We start from the raw sequence: 17136 nt of genomic DNA, 5'->3' as shown, positions 1-17136 counted from the left end.
GTGTCAAAAGAAGCATTTCTTGAGAAAAAAATTAGAAATAGCTAATCAGCAAATATAAAGGAAGAAGAATGAAAAATAATATTTCAATTGAAAACATTAAAAACTTACTAATAGAATACAATGATGTACCCACTGAAGAAGCCGATAAAGAAGTTACAAAAGAATTGATAGAACAGCTTAAGAATGATAATTTTTTCTCAAGTTACTTGAAGAAGATTCGGGAAATGAAATTGAAAAAAATCAAATTTTAAGTGTTTATATATATGACAAATTTATATTTAAATTACATTGACGATAAAGAGCAAAGAAACATAACAAAATCTTGGAGAGAAATAGTTGACCCTGCGGGCACAACTATTTCTCAGCTCGGCATTCAGATTTTAGTGGGTCAGAGTTAAACTTTTAACTTTCTGAAATTTAATTTTTTACCTGAAAAAAAGTCTATAAGCCCTTACACCATCAACGAAAGTTTTACGATGTAATATCCTCCAAAAATCAACCACAAAAATAAAATCCCTGCCAAATACAAAGGCTTCATGCCCACATTTTTAAATTTGTGAACATGCGTCTCCATGCCTAGCGCACTCATCGCCATGGTGAGCAAAAAGGTGTCAAGCACATTGATGTTTTCCACCACGCTACTGGGCAGAAGATGCAAAGAGTTAAATCCCGCCACCCCTATAAAATAGAGCGCAAACCACGGAATCGCCACCACCGTTTTGCCTCTGCTTTGAGAGCTACTTTTGGCTAAGTACAAACCAAGCAAAATGAGAAAAGGGGCTATCATCATCACCCGTATCATCTTCACAATGACCGCACTTTGCGCCACATCTTCGCTAATGGCATTACCCGCAGCCACCACATGTGCGACCTCATGCACCGTCCCTCCAATGTAAATGCCCATCGCTTCAGGGGATAGAGGCACTAAGCCTAACTGATAGATAAACGGATACAAAAACATCGCAATGCTTCCAAAAAGCACCACGGTAGAAACGGCAACCGTGCTTTTATACGCTTCACCTTTAACCACAGGCTCGGTTGCTAAAACCGCCGCCGCTCCACAGATGGAACTGCCCACACTGGTTAAGATGGTGGTGTCTCTATCGAGTTTTAAAAACTTCGTTCCTACCACATAGCCAATGAGAAAGGTTGAAGCCACCACGCAGACACTCACCACAACACCCACCATACCCACATGCGCTATCTCTTGAAAACTCACTCGAAAACCATAGAGCACAATGCCCGCTCGTAAAAGCGTTTTGGTGGAGAAAAAAATGCCCGCTTCCCACTCTTTGGGGAGTTTATGACGCAAGGTATTGGCATAGAACATGCCCAGTAAAATCCCCACAATTAAAGGGCTTATGCCCAAACGCTTAAGTCCTTCAAACTGGGCAATGTAACTTGCGCTCATGGCAAATAAAGCGACAAATAAAAGACCGCTTAGGGTATTGGAACGATTGGCTTTTTGAAACACCTCTAAATCCTTAGTTTTTTTGTCAATTATAAATCATTCAAAACAATAAGTAAAATAAATTAAACTCGATATAATCATAAATATTTTTAATTAAGAAGTAGCCATGACACTCAAAGAATTAAGCATTTTTTACCATCTCTGCGAAGATGCCCATCTGTGCAATCTCTCTAAAAAGCTAGGCATTACGCAGTCTGCCATCTCCCTTGCCATCAAATCTTTAGAGAAAAAAGTAGGAGAGCCTTTGTTTGACCGTATTGGCAAAAAATTGGTCTTAAGTGAAAAAGGAAGGCTCTTTTATGAAAAAACCCATCCGCATTATGAAGCACTCAAAGAAGCCCAACTCTTTTTTTCGCACAACGCCCTTGCTGGAAGTTTAAAAATCGCATCGAGTAAGACCATCGGCGAGTACCTTATGCCAAGCATCGTTTATGATTTTCGTCTCTTGCATCCTAGTGTGAGTGTGCATAAAACCATTCAAAACTCAGCCTCTATCATTGAAATGGTGAAAAATGGAGCGATAGATATGGGTTTTATCGAATCCTCGTGTGATGAAAAAGAGATACGCAAAGAGGTCATCGCTGATGATGAGCTTATCGTCGTGAGTAGCGACAAAGCGCTTCACAACAAACAGTGCTACATTGATGAGCTCTTTGATAAAAAGTGGATTTTGCGAGAAAAGGGCTCAGGCACACGGGAGGTTTTTTTAGAGGCTTTAGGGGAGAGTGTCAAAACCCTTCCGCTCTTTTTAGAATTTAGTGAGTTTGAGGAGGCAAAAACCCTTTTACTTCGCTACAACGAAAGTATCACCTGCCTCTCTCGTGTGGTGGTCGAAAATGAGCTAAAACGAGGGGAGTTGTTTGAGGTGACACTCAAAAATATCAGCCTCAAACGCCCTTTTTATCTTATTTACCACAAAGACAAATACGCCAGTAAACTCTTTAGCGAATTTAAGCGTTTTGTCCTTGAAGCATCTTCCGATAGGCAATAATCTCATCAATGCTTATCATAGGAAAATCATGCTTTTGCGCAAACAAACGTATCGTTTCGCCCACACTCATAGACCCATCGGCGTTAGTCATTTCACACAGTACGGCATACGGGGAAAGCCCTGCGAGCTTCATCAAGTCTACCGAGGCTTCGGTGTGCCCCTCACGCTCTAAGACCCCATTTTCACGAGCACGCAAAGGAAAAACATGCCCAGGAGAGACGATTTTTGTTTTGCCCTCAGGATGGATGGCTGCTTGAATGGTGGTGACTCTATCTTTCGCACTCACACCTGTGCTCACACCCTCTTTAGCTTCAATGGAGATGGTAAAACCGGTTTGAAATTTTGACTCATTGTGCGAGACCATCATAGGAAGTTCTAGCTCTTCTACTTTTTGAGGCGGTAAGCATAAACAGACAATGCCACTGCACTCACGAATGAGAAGTGCCATTTGCTCAGGGGTTAAGGACTCGGCATGAAAGATAATATCGGCTTCATTTTCACGATCATAACGATCCATGACAATGACACCTTTTTTGTTTTGAAGCGCTTTTAGAGCAAGCGAAACGGAGTGTTCTAACGAGAAATTCGCACACATTTGATTCATGGTAAACCCTTTGGTTTAGAGTAAACTTGAATCAGGGCATTGTTAAATATAGCACTGAACTTGTCACAAACAATGGCAATCATAGACTACATTCTCTCTCATCCGGACTTTAACCGTTGGTTTTGGAGTTACACCAAATCTGCTGACCTTTTACCTTTACATGTAAAGACAAAAGCGCTCGCGGACTCTCTTCCTAGAAGATTACCGCCAGTAGGGAATTGCACCCTGCCCTGAGAAATAAGTTTCGCCAAAATTATACATTTTATTTCTTAAAATTCTTTAAGGTAAGTTTTTAACAAAATTGCGTGAAATTGCTATAATACATAAAAAAAGTGAGGTCGTATGAAAAAATTCATTCAAAACCTTCCCAAAGCTGAACTGCACCTTCACATTGAAGGCACTTTAGAGCCAGAGTTGATGTTTAAATTGGCGCAAAAAAATGAGATAGCCCTTCCTTATGCGAGTATTCAAGAAGTACGTGAGGCGTACAATTTTAACTCCTTACAATCCTTCTTAGACCTCTATTACGCAGGGGCGAGTGTGCTCGTTGAGGAGATTGATTTTTTTGATTTGACATGGGCGTATTTGCAAAAATGCAAAGTTCAAAACATTTTACATGTAGAAATCTTTTTTGACCCACAAACCCACACCAAACGAGGCATTGCTTTTGGTGTGGTGGTGCGTGGCATTGTCAAAGCGCTTCAAAAGGCGAAAAAAGAGCTGGGCATTAGCTCCTTTTTGATTATGTGTTTTTTACGTCACCTCAGCGAAAAAGAGGCGTATGAAACCCTTAAAGAATCTTTACCTTTTAAGCATCATATTATAGGAGTAGGCTTAGATTCGAGTGAGGTGGGGCATCCTCCTTCTAAGTTTGAGCGGGTTTTTAAACGTGCACGACAAGAAGGATATAAAATCGTCGCACACGCAGGTGAAGAGGGCGATAGCTCTTACATTTGGGAAGCGATAAAGCTTTTACATGTAAACCGCATTGACCATGGGATTCGTTGCGATGAAGATGCGACGCTGGTTGATTTTCTTATCGAAAAACAACTTGCCCTTACCGTCTGTCCGCTCTCAAATGTCAAACTCTGCGCTGTGGATGAGATGAAAAACCACAACATTTTAAAACTCTTGCATCAAGGTGTTTTAGTCACCGTCAATTCTGATGATCCTGCCTATTTTGGGGGTTATCTCAATGAAAACTATTTGGCATTGGCCCATGATTTGGGAGCGAGTAAACATGACCTTGTGGCATTGGCTAAAAACAGTTTTAAAGCCTCCTTTTTAAGCGAAGAGGAGAAGGAAAAATACCTCCAACTCTTTACCTAGAGCTTTCGATGATGAAGTGCCTGAGCCGTCAAAATCGTATGGGGCGTTTGTAACTCAAACGTCTCTCCCTCCGCAATCTTTTCAAGTGCTACTTTTTTCCCAGCTTTTACCACCTGTGCATAACACTCTTTTTGCTCACGGCTTGGCTCTTTTGAGTGCAGAGCAAGGGTATACGAAGAGAGTAATTGCTCTTTTTTGGCTAGATTTTGCTTTGTTTGAAAACTCATTTGCTCCAATAACAATGCCACTTGAGCCGACTTTTCACGATGCATCAGTAGCATTTTATCGTTCAGTTGACGCTCCACAAACGCAATCTCTCCCTTCATTAAAGCGAGTTTTTCATCTATGGAGCGTTTAGCAAACAGACGTTTAAGCTGTTCTAACTGCTCCTCTTTGCTGTGCAAAAGACGTCTAAAAAGCAAGTGAGACTGCTCCATCATGCTATCAAGGCGTTGAAGCATCTCTGTGCTATCAGGCAGAATCATCTCCATCGCAGCCGAAGGGGTTGGCGCTCTCATATCAGCGACAAAATCGCTAATCACATAGTCGATTTCATGCCCAACAGAAGAGACCACAGGGGTTTTACATGTAAAGATGGCATCCGCAACCACCTCTTCGTTAAACGCCCACAAATCCTCCACACTGCCACCACCTCGCCCAACGATGATGACATCTACCCCCAAAGTATCCGCACGAGCGATATTGGAGGCAATCGCAAACTTCGCCCCCTCGCCTTGCACTAACGTATCAATAAGGGTAATTTTTACTAAAGGCCAGCGTTTGGTGGCAACTCTGAGCATATCTTGCAGTGCCGCACCTGTACCAGAGGTAACCAAAGCGATGTGATTGACAAAACGAGGCAGAGGTTTTTTACGCCCCGCTTCAAAGTAGCCTTTTGCGCCGAGTTTGGCTTTAAGCTGTTCATACGCCAGTGCCAATGCCCCACTGCCTGAGGGTTCCATCGACGTACAGTTGATTTGGTAGGTTCCACGGGGTGAAAAAACCGAAATTGAGCCATGCACCACCACCGACAAACCCTCTTCAACTTGAAACTTCAAGCTTTTCGTATTACCCTTAAACATCACACACGAAATGGAAGAATCCGCATCTTTAAGGGTAAAGTAGAGATGCCCTGAGCTATGATAGGTGGGTCTTGAGACTTCTCCTTCTACACTTACATGTAAAAAGGTTGCCTCAAGCAAAGATTTGACTTGGTTGTTCAGCGTTGAGACGCTAAGGGTTTGACTCATTAGCGTTTTTTAGCGATCACAAGGGTTGAAATATCCATAGAGAAGCTTTTACAAAACTCCGTCTCAAAACCTGCTTCATCTAGCTCTTTTTGAAGCATAGAAGAGGTTAAAAAACCTTCAATGGAGTTGGGGAGATACTCGTATGCGGCTTTGTTTTTAGAAATCAGTCCACCTAAGATAGGAAGAATTTTGTTCAAATAAAAATCTTTCAGAACAAAGAAAATACCTTTTTTCTCATCTTTGGTAAACTCTAAAATCACCACATAACCACCCGTTTTAAGCACACGGGCAAACTCTTTAAACGCATCTTGGCGCTTCACCACGTTGCGAATACCATAACTAATACTTAAAATATCCGCACTTTCATTCTCCAAAGGAAGTGCTGTTGCTTCAGAAATCACAAACTCAAACTCTGGAAATTTTTGTTTACCCACATCGGTCATCCCAACGGATGGGTCAATCCCCAAAATTTTTTCTATCTTTCGTCCTGCTTTTTTCGCCTGCTTTGCCCAATATCCCATCATATCACCCGTACCACACGCCACATCGACAATCAACGCAATGGGCTTTTGATACCTTGAAAACGTTTCATCACACGCTGTTTTACGCCATTGAATGTCAATGCCCATACTTAAAACACGGTTCGCCGTATCGTACGTTCCTGCGATTTCATCGAACATTTGCACAATTTTTTGCTGTTTATTTTCGTTGGTCTCCAAAATCATCCCTTATACATCTAATTATCTCTTATTGTAGCAAATGAACATTTAATTTTAAATCAGCGCTTTTCTAAGCCTTTTTACTATCCTAGCACTCCCTTTTTTGTGCTTTTTTTTCAGCAAAAAAAATAAAGGCATCTCACTCTTTTCTAAAAGATAAAACCCACTTTGCTCTCTTAAAAAAAAGTCCATATCCATTTTAAATGTCTCATACGCCTTTGTCTGCACAAAACGCAATAAAACAACCCTCTGTTTACATGTAAAAAGTGATAGTTTCTCCATAAAACCCTCACACAAAGAAGCATCAAATAAAGAACGACCCAACTCCAAAAGAGCGATACACTCACGTGCATAAAGACTTAGGCGTTTAGGGGCTTTGGCATCATCTTCGAGCAAAAGAGCAACCGCTTCTTCCAAGCAACGCATCTGTTGATACAACAAGACCCGTAAGACTTTTTGACTGCTCATTCCCCCTAGCAAAGCAAATTCAAAAGGGGGCATTTTAAGGGCATCACAGCGTTTAAAGACCTCTTCAATCAAAAAGTCATAACGCTCTGGTATGCCAAACAACAAGAGAAAACGTTTTTTATACCGCTTATCCTCACTCACCTCTTCACAAATGTAAGAAGCACAGATATCCTCAAAAACTACTATCTCTTCAACCCTTTCAAAACGAATACTCAAAACTCCCAAAGGATTTGCATAGTGGCTAGAATTTTCAAGGTAAAGCCCTAAAAAGAGCTTTTCATAGGAAGGAAAAGCAGTGGCAAAGGTGCGCACTGCTTCTTTGGGATTTTGAAGGAGGTAGCGTTTTTTCAGCGGACTTTTTTTCACAAAAGCGCTTTTAAAACTGCTTTTCCATAACAGGAATCACCTGTTTTTTACGACTTAAAATTTTATCGACCCACATTTCATGGTTGATTAATTTGGTATTGAACGCATTTTCAATCTTACTCTCATCATCACTCACCACTAAAAATTGAGAGCCTTCAACCATAATATCTGTCAATAAAAGCATCACGGTGTGACGATTGCCCTCTTCTTTATAGGCTTTCATATCCGCAAAAAGGGATTCTTTCATCTCATCAAAGACTTTTAAATCAACGACTTCAAGCTGACCGATGCCAATTTTATTGCCACCCATCTCAAAGTCTTTATAATCACGAAGTAAGAGTGAACGAGGGCTTGCGCCTTTGACGGCGGATTTGACTAAAAACATCTCCATACCCAGCGCCTTAAAATCTTCCACGCCCGCAATTTGCGCCAACTCTTTCACCGCTTTGGTGTCCGTTTTGGTACACGTTGGCGATTTGAACAACACCGTATCACTTAAAATGGCGAGCATCATCGCTCCTGCGATGTCTTTTGGAATGTCAATTTTATAGTGGTCAAACATCTCTTTGACAATCGTATTGGTACAACCCACAGGGCGAATCCAACACTCAAGAGGCGTTGTAGTGGTAATGTCACCGAGCTTATGATGGTCAACAATGCCTAAAATGTTGGTCTCTTTAAGATTGTGTGGGGCTTGTGCAAGGTCTGAATAATCGGTAATGTAAAGATTATCGCCTGAGAAGTCATTTTTAAGTAGAGGCGCTTCTAGTTTGAAGGTACTAAGGATAAATTTTGTCTCGGGGCTTAACTCTCCTTGACGTGCGGGTGTGCAGGTTTCACCCAGTTTTGTTTTGAGATATGAGAGGGAAATCGCCGATACCACAGAATCTGAATCGGGATTGATATGTCCACATGCATAGGTTTGCATTGAAAAGTCCTTTGAGTTTTTTTGCAATTATAACCGATTTAACGCAATTTTAAAATGCTATTGGTTTTTGCCTTTGCCTTTGGATTTGTCCGAAAAATCATCCGCTTTATCTTTTTTAGCCTTGGATTTTTCATTTGACTTTTCACGGGCGTCTTTTTTATCTTTGGCATTTTTCTTTGAAACAGCGTCCATATCGTGCCCAGCTTTTAGTGCTTTAAACTCAGGCGAACCTGGTTTAATCCCCAAACTTTGCGCCAAAGCACCCCAACCTTTGCCCTTATCTCGCTCATAACGTTTCAACACATCACCTGAACTCAAACCTGACATCTCTGCTAATTTCAAAATCATATACGCATCAGCAGGTTTTGCCACACTTTTCACGACGCTTGAAATGACTGCATCGCCCACATTAAAACGCTCATTAAGCCCTGAGCGAAGACCTGTTGGATTAGACTCATAACGTGTATTAAGCCCTGACATCCAACCAAAATCAGCCCCAAAAAGCATGGATGCACTCATCAGTAAAACCATGAAAAAATACTTTAACGCCTTCATTTTTTCTCCTTTACATGTAAAGATTTTCTGGCTTCATTATAACTCAATTTTCACTGTGCGGAAGATTCTATTTAACAACAATTTAATCTCTTTGGCTATGATACTTTTTTCGTCAAGGAGTTAAATAATGTTACGAAACAGCTTAACAAGAGTGCGCCTTTTTAGTGCGATGGATGGAGTCTCCTTTTTAGTGTTAATTGGCATTGCCATGCCACTTAAGTACATCGCAGGAGACCCCACGTTAGTACGCTATATTGGTATGACGCACGGTGTTTTGTTCATTCTCTTTGTCGCTTCACTTTTTCACGCTTCCATGCGCTACCAATGGGAATTAAAATTTTCCCTTTTTTGTTTCGCCTGTTCACTGATTCCCTTTGCCCCTTTTTTACTCGATACCAAACTCAAACGCTTACGAGAAGAAAACAATGCCGTTTCATAAAATTTAGGATTATAGAGTGTAGCCTTACATGTAAAACGTTCTTCCCCCGTTTTTCCTTTTTTTCTGTGTTACCATTTATTTACATAAAAATTACGCTTACCCTTTATAATGCCCAAAGAGAAATGAAAAAATTTCTTAAAAAATGGTACTAAAGAGCTACCGTAAGTCAAGAGTGAAGAAGCTGTGACATTCATCACCTTCGAAATATCACACAAACGCATTATAATGCACACAGTAAGCGTAAAAGAGGAAAGAGATTATGAGAGAAAACAACGTTAAGATTATCACCAATGCGACCAGTTATTTTATGCACCAATACACCAAACACTATTTACATGTAAAAAAGCCTGCTGATAGATTGCCGCCACCGCCTGAAGATAAAGAGTATCTGTTGTACATTCATGTGCCTTTTTGTACCATGTTTTGTCCCTACTGCTCCTTTAACAAATTTAACTACACCAAAGAGGCAGCAACCCACTACTTTAAACATTTGCGTGAAGAGATTTTACATGTAAAAGCACTTGGCTATCGTTTTAACTACCTTGTCATTGGGGGAGGAACACCGCTCATTGATGAAGAAGAGCTGATTCAAACCATTGAACTGGTGAAAAAACTCTTTGACATTAAGCATGTTTCCTGTGAGAGTGACCCTAACCACATTCAACCCAAAACCGTGCTTCGCCTCGATGGTTTGGTCGATCGCCTCTCTGTGGGTGTTCAAACCTTTGATGACACACTTTTGAAAAAACTCGGACGCTATGAAAAATTTGGCTCAGGCGAAGAGGTGTACCGAAAAATTGCCTCCATGCTCGGTATTTTACCAATTACCAGTGTGGATTTGATTTTTAATTTTCCTAATCAAAGCAAGGAAAATCTTTTGTACGATATTGAAACATTGACAAAACTCTCACCTGAGCAGAGCAGTTTTTACCCGCTGATGACCTCATCTATGGTCAAAAGCAGTGTGACTAAAACCCTAGGGAAATTTAGCCTTACCAATGAATATGAGTTTTTTAACATCATCAAAGAGTCTCTTAAAAAGTCTTACCCCTCTCGTCATGGTTGGTCATTTTCCAAAGAGAAAGAGGCGATTTTTGATGAGTACGTCATCGACAATGAAGAGTATGTAGGTGTGGGCTCTGGCTCGTTTAGTTTTATCAACAACACCCTCTACCATAACGAATTTGCGCTTGATAAATACGCAGAATGTATTGCACAGAGAAAAAGTGCGGTGGTTAAAGAGCGTACCTTTGAGGCAAATTCTCGTATGTACTATCGCTTGATGGTTGATCTTTTCAACGGCAAACTCTCAAAGAAAAAATTTGAAATAATGTTTGGCATCAAAATCGAAGATGCCCTTAAAAAAGAGCTGATGGCGCTTAAATTTGCTAAAGCGATTAAAGAGAATAAAGAGAGCATTGTCACCACAGAGTTTGGGGATTATCTCTTTTTAGTACTCATGAAAGAATTTTACATGGGCATGGATAGAATCCGAAATGAAGCGAGAAAAAACCTTAGCCTTTAAACGAGGCTAAGGAGAGACTCTCTTTCCATGTTAAAACAAAAAACCCTACATTTTCGCCATTCAAATCCATAATCGGTGTATAAAGGACGTAGTGGTCACCTCGCTTGACATAACCCGTACCTTGAAAATTCATCTCTTTAATAAAATAGAGTCCATTGAAAGATTGATTGACAATCGTATAGTTATCTAACGAGAGCTTTTCATCATACACAATCGCATTGGCGATGGAGCGGTACTCATTTTTCATCAGTACATAAAACGTCACACCATCTTTACTAAAATAATCACTCAGCGCCTTAAAATCAACCACTGTTTCTAGCGTTCCTAGATACTCATGCGCATCAATAACAGGCACAATCGCACGCAAAAACATTCCATGTCGCCCGATTTCAACCCCATCCATCGGATACTTTGTTTCCTTGATTTTCTCTAACGCATGGCGAAAAGCACTTAAATCATCAAGCGCTTGATTGTTATAATCCCACAACCGCATAAAACTCTTAAACGTTTTGGTATGAAGATGAAAACGGGCATTTTCAAAAACATTAGCATACGCAAGGGTATTTTTAATCTCTATCAAGTAGTCCAAACACTTCTCTTTATCTTGCTCTCTCAAGCAGGCAAGGACATAAGGATTTTTTGCCAAAACCACTGAACTAGCGAGCGAAATCGTTGTTGTTTCTTTAATTTTCGTGTGCAGGGTCAACAGCAAAGAGTCCATCTGCTTTTGCAACGCCTCTTCCTCTTCATATGCCATTGATTTTTGATACAAAAAGAGCATAATAACGCCAAAAAGCAACATCAGCGTCGCACTTAAAAAAAACTTTTTCTCTTTCATGAAAGACCCTTTTTCTCATCTGCTTCAACAAAATCCAGCAGTTTCTTTTTATCCCGTTTGAAAATGTAAGTAAAGCGTGAACCTTTGTTTTCATACGACTCTATTTCGATGTCAATGTCGTTTTTATTGCAGATATTATGGACGATATTAAGCCCCAATCCAAAACCACCCTGCACTGAATCTTCCCGCTCAAAGCGTTTAAAAACCTTATACAAATCCTTAATGCCCTGCCCATAATCTTGAATCGTTAAAATACACTGCGTCTCATCTTTTTCAACCAAACCAATTTCCACTATGCCTTGAAAAAAAGAGTATTTTATGGCGTTGGAAAGTGTGTTATCAATGATGCGTTGCAACTCTACTTTATTCATATAAATCATCATTTTAGGACTTACATTCGCCACCAAAACGATGGACTTTGAAATCGCAATATCTTCAAAAAAAGCAATACGCAAATTAAGATATTCGGAGAGATTAATCACCTCTTTATTATAGGTTACCTTTTTATTTTTAATGTAATACTCCACATCTTCATAGGTCATCTGCATCTGCTTGGTGGCTGCTTTAATGCGTTGAAGATGCTTGGAAGGAGCACTGTAATGCGAAAGCAGTTCAACATTGATGTTAATCACACCCAAAGGCGTTTTAAGCTCATGCATCGAATCGTTAAAAAAATCGTTCATGTATTGTTGCGTTTTACGGTAAGGATAGATACTGGAGTTGATAAAAATATGACTCATCACGTAAATCAAAAAAAGCACACTAAAAAAAAGCATTGTGGTTAAAAAGATGATTTTGGCGTAATTCAGTTGGAGTTGCACCACCAAATAGTAAAGCCCCTCAGGCGTTTTAACCTCTTTTTGATAGTACAAAAAAGGATAAATAAACCGCACCCTAAAATCCAAATCATTCAAAGGCTCAGTGATATCACAATGCAACAATGCATGCCTGTCATCGTAAATATTGATATGAAAACGCACACTACGAGGAATTTCAAACGAAGGCGTTGCAAAAATCGTTTTTTCATGGTTGCCTATCCATTCAACCAATTCGTGCGTAGCTTTATACTTCTCTTCCATAATGGTACTTTGAATCGCAAAGTAACTGGGCACACAAAAAAGTGCCATAACAAGAAGGGTATAAACAAAAACCAAACGCAGTGGGTTATAAGACAACATCGATTTTGTATCCTAAGCCTCTGGATGATTTGATGAAATGCTCATCTCCTACTTTCAGTCTAATTTTTCGAATATACATTCGTATGTCTGCATAGCTTATCTCTTTGCCTTCCCACACGTTTTCACGAATCATCTCAATATCACAAAAACTGTTTTTTCGACGAATCAAAAAACGCACCAAATCTTGCTCTTTTGAGGTAAACGTCACAATCGTTTTATCCTCTTTTTTAAGCTCTCCTGTCTCAAAGTTAAAGATATACCCACATGCGAGTGTAAACTCACTCTCGGAGCTGGTTTGGTAATGCTTCTTAATCAACTCTTTCACACGCAGTTCTAACTCTTTAAGCTCAAAAGGCTTTTTAAGATAGTCATTACACCCAAGCTCATACCCAATAGCGATATTGTCAATATCCACCAAAGAGGTAATGATAATAATGGGTGTGGTAATGTTCGCCTCTTTGATGTATTTTATCAGTTCGTGACCATTTAATTTAGGCACTTTGACATCGAGTAAAAAGAGATAGTAGGTCTTTTGCATAATCGCATCCAACGCACTCTCGCCATCAAAAAAAGCATCCACCTCATAGCCTAGAAGTTCCAAATACTCTTTGATACTTTCGTTGTAGTTATAATCATCTTCTAACAATAAAATTTTCATGCCCTATCCTAAATAAATTTGCCCTGCATAGACAATATAATAGCGAAGAATAAGCACCCCTGCAATCACTACCATCGAGTTAATCACAACATAATGCAAACGATATACATGACTTTTGAGTGCGAAAATAACAGTCAGCAAAGGCAAACCAAGTCCTGCACCAATCACCCCTATCCAAAAAAGTCCTGCCCAAAAGCCTTGTGAAAGCGCTGCTTTTGCCGCTTGTGCGGACTCTTCCCCTGCGTAAACCATCCCAATAAATAAAAGGGCTAAGAGTGGCAACTCCGTTAAAATAACCCGCAAATCCAGCACCAAAAGGTATTTGATGCTCTCGGCATTCATCGTACTTTTAAAAAAAAGAAGTCCTGTTAAAATGTTCACCGCAATCCCTAAAGAGAGGCTTGAAGTCAAAAATAAAATAGGTAAAACAGGGCTATTCCACAAAGGAATCGCATACAAAGCAGAGAGTAAAAATCCCGTATAAGAACTAATACACAACGCCGTAATAAAAAGAAAATACTCAATCACTTTTGCATACGAGTGTAGCTCTTTCACCGTTTGAATCAAAGCCACCAAAGGCGATAAAAAGGTATATTTAATCACCGTACGCTCAAAGACTAAGAGCATAAACACCACCACAATAGGCGTATAAAGCAGTAAAAAAAGTACCCCCAAACTCATCACCGAGGTAATGTTGTAGCGAATCAAAAGCCAATAAAAAGAAAGAGGACGCCCCAAATCGACTACTAAAAGAAGCAGACCTAGAAAAATTGCCACAGGGGCGACCACCGCACCTGATTTAATCATCGCATCCCAAATCGAGGAGTTACTGCGTTCATGGCGGTTCCATTTTACAAGAAGAGCGACCATGATAGAGCCTGAACTAAGCCCTGCTAGAAAAAGATAGACTGCAATCGCCCACGACCAATGAATCATCTCATACTGTGCCACACTGCCCCAAATTGGTGTCATGATTTGACCCCTTTTCGATTGGGAATAAAGGCGACTTTGGGTTTTGTTTGAAGATGCGCTTTAGGGAAAATCAAAACCTCACGCATGGAGAGACAATGCACTTCACTTTGGGCTTCATGCATATCGCCAAATGTCAGCGCTTCGGTTGGACAAATACTCACACACGCAGGTAAAAGTTTTTTAGAAAGCCTTGTGTCATAACAAAAATCACACTTTTCAACCACATTTTTTATAGGATTGACAAAACGTGCATGGTAAGGACAGGCTAAAATGCAATATTTACATGTAATACACACTCGCTCATCAATATGCACCAATCCTTGTGCATCTTGAAACGAGGCAAAGGTCGGGCAAACGCTGACACATGGGGGATTTTCACACATCACACACGCCATGCGCTCATAGTGCATACCTAGATTTGGAAAAGTGCCTTTAAGCTCCATACGTACTTGAAGCCTAAAAAAATCCTCTGGCACACCATGCTCCACACGACACGCCACACTGCACGCTTGACACCCAATACAGGCATTTTCATCGTAAATCAACCGATACGCTTTTCCCATCTCTTACCCTACACTTTTGAAATCTTCACACCCACATTACTGATCATCGCTCCACACACAGGCGCACTGCGTAAAGAGAGTAGTTTTGAGGGATTAAGCCCTTTGCCGTTCGCCCGTTTTAAAGCAGGAGCCTCTCTTCCAAAGCCCATATACGCAAACAGGGTATCAGGGCGAATTCCCTCTGTGATAAATGCCGTTGCCCTCTCTTTAGCAATGCCATTTTCGATATAAAATGTCTCTCCCATTTTGAGACCATGTGCTTTGGCTGTTTGAGGATGCATCCAAATAGGGTTATCAGACATCAGTTGATGCAAATAGGGAACATTTTGAGTATGCCCATTGGTATGAATGGCACTTTTACCACTCATCAGCACATAAGGATACCCTTGCGTCACATCCATATCCACCATCTGTGGTGTACCATAACCGCTAAACTGCGCCTCAATGGCTTCGCAGAAAAGCTCTATCTTTCCCGAAGGCGTTGATAAGGTTTTAAGCACCTTTCCAAACACACCATCTTTATCTAAAAATAGTTGACTTTTAGGAAAACGCTCCATAAAAATGCTCACATCTTTTGGCTCTCGCATAAAAAGCTCAGGAATCCCAAATTGCACCACACCTCTGCGCAAAAGTGTCTCTAAGACATTTTCCACGCCTTTGGCTTGATAGGCACGAAGTTCTGCTATTGTACGCCACGCATAATGCCCATCTATTCCCATGGTATGTGCCAAAGCTCTTAGCATCTCTAAAGCACTTTTTGTCCCCTCCAAAGGAACAATCACACGATTTCGCATCGTATAACACGGCACCTTATCACTCTGGTCACGAACACCCTCATCCCGCTCCAAATAAGTGGCTTCTGGCAAAACCACATCTGCCATCATCGCTGTTTCACTCAGATAAATATCATTCACCACAATCAATTCCAAAGCTTCCATCGCCTCTTTCATTTTTTGCGGATGCGCAAGGGTAATGAGAGGATTGTGACGGGTTAAAAACCATCCTTTAATGGCATAAGGTTTTTGCGACAGTATCGCCTCAGGAATGGCTTGCAACACGCCGTGTTCTTGAGATGTAAAAGCATACGCTCCCTTTTGTCCAGCTCCTTCTAAACGCTCTTCGTTTGGAAACACTCTAGGGTAAGCGTTGTTGAGCGTTGGAACACGCTTTTCCCTAGATAAGGCATTGATACGCTCCGCACTCTTTACAAAGTAGATACCCCCTCGTTTTTCCACATTTCCCATTAAAACATTCGCAATAATAATCGCCCTGCTTCGCTGATACTCCGAAGGAGACGTGGTGGCTTTGTGCCCCCAGTCCAAAATACACCGAGGGGAAGCCTCATACACTTCATGCGCAATTCTCTCCACTACCCGTGCAGGGATGGAAGTGAAAGACTCTTGCCATTGTGGGGTAAGCTCTTTAAGTGAATCGGCTAGTTTTTCAAATCCTACCGTGTACTCTTTAACAAACGCTTTGTCGTATTTTCCATCACGAATCCATACATGTAAAAGGCTCAGAACAAACGCCAAATCACTTCCCGCCTTGATGGGATACCACTCATCCGCTTTCGATGCCATTACCGAAAAACGTGGATCAAGCACCACCAATTTTTTAGACGGATTGGAGGCAAAACGTGCCATTGCTTTGGTTAAAGGAATATCCAGCCCTTCAAAAAGGTTATGCCCAAAATTGATAATATAATTGGCGTTTTCAAAATCCCGCTCCAATCGCTCTGCAAACGTATGCTCAAACGCACTCTCAATCGCAATCGGACACGAACTCCAGTGAGAAAATACATTGGGTGAGCCAAACGCATAAGCAAAAGAGCGTAACATATCGTACGACTCTCCTGTTTTAGAGGAGAAGATAACGCTTTTAGCCCCATAGTTTTTTTTCAAATCGCTAAGTTTATTGGCAATGTACGATAGCGCTTCTTCTAAACTCACCGCACGCCACCTGTTTTCACCCCGTTTTCCCATGCGAATCAGCGGTTGTGTGAGCCTTTGCGTATCGTAAAGTTGAGAAATACCCGCCACCCCTCTTGCGCACAAAGAGGTTTCCATCTCTTTCATGTACGCATTGCCCTGCACTGAAACCACTCTGCCATTTTTCACACGTGCTTCCATCGCACAACGGCTACTGCACATTTCACAGAGGGAACGGATGGATTTATCTTCCCCACCTAAAAGTCCCTGAGCGCTCAAACCGCTAGGAAGGAGTGCTGTGGATGTGGCAATTTTGAAAAAATCCCTGCGTTTTTGATTGTACATGTAAGCCCT

Annotated in this window: 18 protein-coding genes and 1 riboswitch; of the genes, 5 read left to right on the top strand and 13 right to left on the bottom strand. The window is 40.9% G+C overall.

Annotated elements, in window-relative coordinates:
* Window positions 1-68 precede the first annotated feature (68 nt).
* Window positions 69-251, top strand: coding sequence for a hypothetical protein (locus tag SDEL_RS01460; RefSeq protein ID WP_012856089.1), 183 nt, complete (start codon window positions 69-71; stop codon window positions 249-251).
* Window positions 252-451: 200 nt separating this feature from the next.
* On the opposite strand, the gene SDEL_RS01455 is transcribed toward SDEL_RS01460, so the two are convergent.
* A complete protein-coding gene (locus SDEL_RS01455) occupies window positions 452-1474 on the bottom strand; it encodes a YeiH family protein (RefSeq protein WP_012856088.1) in 1023 nt (340 codons plus the stop codon).
* Between the two features lie 103 nt (window positions 1475-1577).
* Between SDEL_RS01455 and SDEL_RS01450 the strand changes: the two genes are divergently transcribed.
* Entirely contained in the window at window positions 1578-2462 is an 885-nt protein-coding gene (locus SDEL_RS01450) for a LysR substrate-binding domain-containing protein (RefSeq protein WP_012856087.1), read from the top strand.
* On the opposite strand, the gene ribB is transcribed toward SDEL_RS01450, so the two are convergent.
* Window positions 2422-3066, bottom strand: coding sequence for a 3,4-dihydroxy-2-butanone-4-phosphate synthase (gene ribB, locus SDEL_RS01445; protein ID WP_012856086.1), 645 nt, complete (start codon window positions 3064-3066; stop codon window positions 2422-2424). The genes SDEL_RS01450 and ribB overlap by 41 nt on opposite strands.
* Before the next feature lie 86 nt (window positions 3067-3152).
* A riboswitch (FMN riboswitch) is annotated at window positions 3153-3308 on the bottom strand.
* A gap of 100 nt (window positions 3309-3408) precedes the next feature.
* Here ribB and SDEL_RS01440 point away from each other — a divergent pair.
* Window positions 3409-4395, top strand: coding sequence for an adenosine deaminase (locus tag SDEL_RS01440; RefSeq protein ID WP_012856085.1), 987 nt, complete (start codon window positions 3409-3411; stop codon window positions 4393-4395).
* On the opposite strand, the gene xseA is transcribed toward SDEL_RS01440, so the two are convergent.
* Genes xseA through SDEL_RS01415 form a run of 5 tightly spaced genes read right to left on the bottom strand, consistent with a single transcriptional unit; the run spans window position 4392 to window position 8681 of the window.
* Window positions 4392-5645, bottom strand: a complete 1254-nt coding sequence (xseA, locus tag SDEL_RS01435) for an exodeoxyribonuclease VII large subunit (RefSeq protein ID WP_012856084.1) — start codon at window positions 5643-5645, stop codon at window positions 4392-4394. The two genes, SDEL_RS01440 and xseA, sit on opposite strands and share 4 nt — an antisense overlap.
* Window positions 5645-6370: a bifunctional demethylmenaquinone methyltransferase/2-methoxy-6-polyprenyl-1,4-benzoquinol methylase UbiE gene (gene ubiE, locus SDEL_RS01430; RefSeq protein ID WP_012856083.1), complete on the bottom strand. Its 726-nt coding sequence runs from the start codon at window positions 6368-6370 to the stop codon at window positions 5645-5647. The genes xseA and ubiE overlap by 1 nt, the downstream gene beginning before the upstream one ends.
* A 48-nt stretch (window positions 6371-6418) precedes the next feature.
* A complete protein-coding gene (locus SDEL_RS01425) occupies window positions 6419-7198 on the bottom strand; it encodes a hypothetical protein (RefSeq protein ID WP_012856082.1) in 780 nt (259 codons plus the stop codon).
* 10 nt (window positions 7199-7208) lie between these two features.
* Window positions 7209-8126, bottom strand: coding sequence for a manganese-dependent inorganic pyrophosphatase (locus tag SDEL_RS01420; protein WP_012856081.1), 918 nt, complete (start codon window positions 8124-8126; stop codon window positions 7209-7211).
* 57 nt (window positions 8127-8183) lie between these two features.
* The gene (locus tag SDEL_RS01415; protein WP_012856080.1) at window positions 8184-8681 is read right to left on the bottom strand and encodes a hypothetical protein; all 498 of its coding nucleotides are present in this window, start codon (window positions 8679-8681) and stop codon (window positions 8184-8186) included.
* A gap of 127 nt (window positions 8682-8808) precedes the next feature.
* On the opposite strand from SDEL_RS01415, the gene SDEL_RS01410 reads away from it, so the two are divergent.
* Window positions 8809-9120, top strand: a complete 312-nt coding sequence (locus SDEL_RS01410; RefSeq protein WP_012856079.1) for a DUF3817 domain-containing protein — start codon at window positions 8809-8811, stop codon at window positions 9118-9120.
* 259 nt (window positions 9121-9379) lie between these two features.
* Window positions 9380-10645 (top strand): coproporphyrinogen III oxidase family protein, encoded by a 1266-nt coding sequence (locus tag SDEL_RS01405; RefSeq protein WP_012856078.1) that lies wholly within the window; start codon window positions 9380-9382, stop codon window positions 10643-10645.
* Here the strand turns inward: SDEL_RS01405 and SDEL_RS01400 are convergent.
* Genes SDEL_RS01400 through phsA form a run of 6 tightly spaced genes read right to left on the bottom strand, consistent with a single transcriptional unit; the run spans window position 10635 to window position 17127 of the window.
* Window positions 10635-11483: a cache domain-containing protein gene (locus SDEL_RS01400; RefSeq protein WP_012856077.1), complete on the bottom strand. Its 849-nt coding sequence runs from the start codon at window positions 11481-11483 to the stop codon at window positions 10635-10637. The genes SDEL_RS01405 and SDEL_RS01400 overlap by 11 nt on opposite strands.
* Window positions 11480-12661 (bottom strand): sensor histidine kinase, encoded by a 1182-nt coding sequence (locus SDEL_RS01395; RefSeq protein WP_012856076.1) that lies wholly within the window; start codon window positions 12659-12661, stop codon window positions 11480-11482. The genes SDEL_RS01400 and SDEL_RS01395 overlap by 4 nt, the downstream gene beginning before the upstream one ends.
* Window positions 12648-13319 (bottom strand): response regulator transcription factor, encoded by a 672-nt coding sequence (locus SDEL_RS01390; protein ID WP_012856075.1) that lies wholly within the window; start codon window positions 13317-13319, stop codon window positions 12648-12650. The genes SDEL_RS01395 and SDEL_RS01390 overlap by 14 nt, the downstream gene beginning before the upstream one ends.
* Before the next feature lie 3 nt (window positions 13320-13322).
* The gene (gene nrfD, locus SDEL_RS01385; RefSeq protein WP_012856074.1) at window positions 13323-14291 is read right to left on the bottom strand and encodes an NrfD/PsrC family molybdoenzyme membrane anchor subunit; all 969 of its coding nucleotides are present in this window, start codon (window positions 14289-14291) and stop codon (window positions 13323-13325) included.
* On the bottom strand, window positions 14288-14854 hold the full coding sequence (locus tag SDEL_RS01380) for a 4Fe-4S dicluster domain-containing protein (protein ID WP_012856073.1): 567 nt from the start codon (window positions 14852-14854) through the stop codon (window positions 14288-14290). The genes nrfD and SDEL_RS01380 overlap by 4 nt, the downstream gene beginning before the upstream one ends.
* 8 nt (window positions 14855-14862) lie before the next feature.
* Window positions 14863-17127 carry a thiosulfate reductase PhsA gene (phsA, locus tag SDEL_RS01375; protein ID WP_012856072.1) on the bottom strand — a complete coding sequence of 755 codons (2265 nt, stop codon included), beginning with the start codon at window positions 17125-17127 and terminating at the stop codon, window positions 14863-14865.
* Between the last annotated feature and the right edge of the window lie 9 nt (window positions 17128-17136).

Source organism: Sulfurospirillum deleyianum DSM 6946, from assembly GCF_000024885.1.
Classification (GTDB): Bacteria; Campylobacterota; Campylobacteria; order Campylobacterales; family Sulfurospirillaceae; genus Sulfurospirillum; species Sulfurospirillum deleyianum.
Note: the sequence above shows the minus strand (reverse complement) of the source record. Positions and strands in the feature narration are given on the sequence as shown.

Coding starts and splice junctions, on each gene's coding strand:
- xseA (WP_012856084.1), bottom strand. CDS start 5,645: ATGAGTCAAACCCTTAGCGTCTCAACGCTGAACAACCAAGTCAAATCT.
- SDEL_RS01460 (WP_012856089.1), top strand. CDS start 69: ATGAAAAATAATATTTCAATTGAAAACATTAAAAACTTACTAATAGAA.
- SDEL_RS01395 (WP_012856076.1), bottom strand. CDS start 12,661: ATGTTGTCTTATAACCCACTGCGTTTGGTTTTTGTTTATACCCTTCTT.
- ubiE (WP_012856083.1), bottom strand. CDS start 6,370: ATGATTTTGGAGACCAACGAAAATAAACAGCAAAAAATTGTGCAAATG.
- SDEL_RS01400 (WP_012856077.1), bottom strand. CDS start 11,483: ATGAAAGAGAAAAAGTTTTTTTTAAGTGCGACGCTGATGTTGCTTTTT.
- SDEL_RS01410 (WP_012856079.1), top strand. CDS start 8,809: ATGTTACGAAACAGCTTAACAAGAGTGCGCCTTTTTAGTGCGATGGAT.
- phsA (WP_012856072.1), bottom strand. CDS start 17,127: ATGTACAATCAAAAACGCAGGGATTTTTTCAAAATTGCCACATCCACA.
- ribB (WP_012856086.1), bottom strand. CDS start 3,066: ATGAATCAAATGTGTGCGAATTTCTCGTTAGAACACTCCGTTTCGCTT.
- SDEL_RS01440 (WP_012856085.1), top strand. CDS start 3,409: ATGAAAAAATTCATTCAAAACCTTCCCAAAGCTGAACTGCACCTTCAC.
- SDEL_RS01450 (WP_012856087.1), top strand. CDS start 1,578: ATGACACTCAAAGAATTAAGCATTTTTTACCATCTCTGCGAAGATGCC.
- SDEL_RS01420 (WP_012856081.1), bottom strand. CDS start 8,126: ATGCAAACCTATGCATGTGGACATATCAATCCCGATTCAGATTCTGTG.
- SDEL_RS01405 (WP_012856078.1), top strand. CDS start 9,380: ATGAGAGAAAACAACGTTAAGATTATCACCAATGCGACCAGTTATTTT.
- SDEL_RS01390 (WP_012856075.1), bottom strand. CDS start 13,319: ATGAAAATTTTATTGTTAGAAGATGATTATAACTACAACGAAAGTATC.
- SDEL_RS01380 (WP_012856073.1), bottom strand. CDS start 14,854: ATGGGAAAAGCGTATCGGTTGATTTACGATGAAAATGCCTGTATTGGG.
- SDEL_RS01415 (WP_012856080.1), bottom strand. CDS start 8,681: ATGAAGGCGTTAAAGTATTTTTTCATGGTTTTACTGATGAGTGCATCC.
- nrfD (WP_012856074.1), bottom strand. CDS start 14,291: ATGACACCAATTTGGGGCAGTGTGGCACAGTATGAGATGATTCATTGG.